General features: G+C 32.8%; 2 protein-coding genes and 1 pseudogene. All 3 read left to right on the forward strand.

What is annotated here, in order from left to right:
* The first annotated feature begins 112 nt into the window (after positions 1-112).
* A complete protein-coding gene (locus tag RR643_RS11505; RefSeq protein WP_332483304.1) occupies positions 113-487 on the forward strand; it encodes a BlaI/MecI/CopY family transcriptional regulator in 375 nt (124 codons plus the stop codon).
* Positions 484-2,325 (forward strand): annotated as a pseudogene (locus tag RR643_RS11510) (M56 family metallopeptidase). Before RR643_RS11505 ends, RR643_RS11510 begins: the two are co-directional and overlap by 4 nt.
* 1 nt (position 2,326) lies before the next feature.
* Positions 2,327-2,866, forward strand: a complete 540-nt coding sequence (locus tag RR643_RS11515) for a membrane lipoprotein lipid attachment site-containing protein (protein WP_332469890.1) — start codon at positions 2,327-2,329, stop codon at positions 2,864-2,866.
* Positions 2,867-2,907 lie beyond the last annotated feature (41 nt).

Raw genomic sequence — 2,907 nt, forward strand, 5'->3', positions numbered from 1 at the left:
GAAATAATGAATCGCATCATCACGATGCGATTTTCTTTATCTGTCAGCGTTGACACATGTAAACAAATTGGATACAATAATGTTGACAAAAGTAAACGGTGAGGACAAAATAATGAAAGAATTTAAAAAAATACCAGAAGCAGAATTTGAAGTAATGATGTGTTTGTGGAAGGCTGATAAGCCACTCAAAGCAAGTGAGGTTGTACAAGAACTTGAGACAACAAAGGGTTGGACTCGTTCGACAATTAATGTTTTATTAGCTCGTTTAGAAGAAAGATCCTATGTTGTTGTAACTCGCAAAGGGAATATAAAAAGTTATGCGCCGATGATTTCATTTGATGAATATCAAGCAAATGAAACGAATTTCTTTATGGATAAACTACATCATAATTCAGTGACAAGTTTGTTTGTGACATTAGTAAAAACAAAAAAACTAAAAAGTGAAGATATTGATGAACTTGAAGAATTATTGAGGAAGATGAGATGAGTAAAGGGCTTCTTGGTTTGTTTGAAGTATCACTAACCATGAGTGTAGTAATCATAATTTGTTTATTACTACGTCCCTATTTTTCAAAGACGTTTAAAGCAGTCTTCAAGTATTGGATTTGGTTAGTCATAGCACTTCGCTTAATGGTGCCGTTTAACTTTGTATTACCAACAAATACGCCTATTCAGATACAAAATAAAATCATTGAAATACCAACTAAAAAACAAGGTGAAGAACTGATTAAATCATTAGGGACATTACCTTCTTCGGTAAAAATACAAAATCAAACTCGTGTCATTGAAAATAATCCTTCTCTTACTTTTCTTGAAATTGTTGGGTGGATTTGGTTTGGCGGAGTAATAGTTTGTTGGATACTTGCAGGAACAAAATATATTTGATTTATGTTGTTGATGAACAAAGAGAGTAAAGTTATTGAAGATAAGGATAAAATAAATTTACTAAGGAAGTGTAAATCAGGAATAGGAATTCATCGTAATATCAAGTTTAAACAATGTAATTATGCAATTAGTCCAATGCTGTTTGGTATGTTTCATCCTACAATTGTATTACCATCGGTTGAATTACGAGACTACCAATTAGACTTTGTTTTGAGGCATGAATTGTATCATTATAAGAATCATGACTTAATCTATCAATTCATTCTTTTCTTTGTGGGAGTGGTGCATTGGTTTAATCCATTTGTGCATCAAATGATTCGTGTTGCTTTGGAAGACATTGAACAGGTTTGTGATGAACGCGTAGTTTGTCACGATTCATTGGAAACCAAACAAAATTATGGATATACAATACTTGAAATAGCGAAGAAAAATCAGGTAGTGAAAAAGCCTTTAATAAGTTCATTTGGAAGTGATAAAAAATCATTGAAAGATCGTTTAATAGCACTTGGAGAAATGAATAAGAAAAAAATGAATTTACCATTTCTTATGATTTTCCTGTGTGGCGTTTTGGTATCTTCTTGTTTGGTGGGGTGTGAAATCAAAGCGAGCGAACCGATAACAACAGCCAAGACGAGAGATGTACTTATTTATGATCCTGTTCCCCAAAATTTTTGGGAAGATAATTATTTTTCGAATGAGTATGGATATCAAAAAACATTAATCAATGAGGATGGCGTAATGGCTTATGTACAATTGATTAAAAAAGATTTGCTTGTACCTAAATATTTCCCGAATGACCATGTCTATGTCGAGGGTCGCAGTATTGTTCAATATACATTTAAAGACACATCAGATTTAATCTATGATGATGTATTAAAAGATAGTTTTGTTTTACCGCAACAAGGAGATGAGGTGTCACAATGGGAAATTGGTGATTATTATGGGGTTATCTTTGGGCCTACTTCACAGCATAACATTAGTCGCTTTGTAGGTGCATTAAAACTACCTGATGATATACAAGCGCCGATTGATACAACGTGGTATTATGTTGTTTCTGATCAATATCGTTACTATACTCTGGGAGATAATGATGTGGTTATCAAGGTACCGGATAATTTACCAGAAGGATTTTGGATTAATGCCTATTTCTATTCGGACTCATTTAACATGATTAATGTTTATTATGCACCGAATGGTATTAATGAAAGAGATTGTTTTGGGCTATTTGCGTCTATCTATATAGAACCAAACAAAGGTGAAGAACCAATAAGTAATGAAGAGATACTTAAGAAAACAGAAGATTGGATTATCTATGAACCTGTGAATAAAGTAAGATATGATGTTGGCTGTGATGCATCAGGAAAAATGCAATTGGATGAAGTAAAACATATGGCAAATAATTATGAAGATGTTCAACTAATAGAAGTCGTGGAGAGATAAGATGAGAAAAATAATATTCATTTTTAGTATTTTAGTTATTTTAGTTGGGTGTACTACAAATCAAGAAGAACCAGAACCGACGAGTCAAGTTACTATTGAACCAACACCGGCTATGAGCATAACGCCAACCCCACAAGAAGATATATGGGAAGAGGCTTCAAACAATGTAAAAATCAAAACAGAAGAAACTAAATCGATTATCTCTGTTTTTGATGATCAAATCGTGATTGAATGTAAAGGGTTGTTACCTGAACAATTGAAACTAGAAGTCGTTGATTTGGAAGAAATTATAATGATTCGCTTGATGTATTATTTTGATGGTTCTACAGAAGATGGAAAATTCGGGGAATTTGAAATCCTTACACTTTCAAAATCAGAATCGAGTGATGAAGTAATTGGTAATATTGAGGGATGGAATATTGGCTATCGTCGTGTACCAGCAAGTATTGCAAAATATGAATTAAGTGCTGAAGCACTAAAAACATATGAAGAAATCATTCAACAATATCCAGAACCGTTATTTGCACTTGCGACTGAATAAAATAAATTAAACACGTGATATAATAAAATCAAATCATGAGG

Source organism: Anaerorhabdus sp., assembly GCF_036637135.1.
Taxonomy (GTDB): Bacteria; Bacillota_I; Bacilli_A; order Erysipelotrichales; family Erysipelotrichaceae; genus Anaerorhabdus.

Coding starts and splice junctions, on each gene's coding strand:
- RR643_RS11505 (WP_332483304.1), top strand. CDS start 113: ATGAAAGAATTTAAAAAAATACCAGAAGCAGAATTTGAAGTAATGATG.
- RR643_RS11515 (WP_332469890.1), top strand. CDS start 2,327: ATGAGAAAAATAATATTCATTTTTAGTATTTTAGTTATTTTAGTTGGG.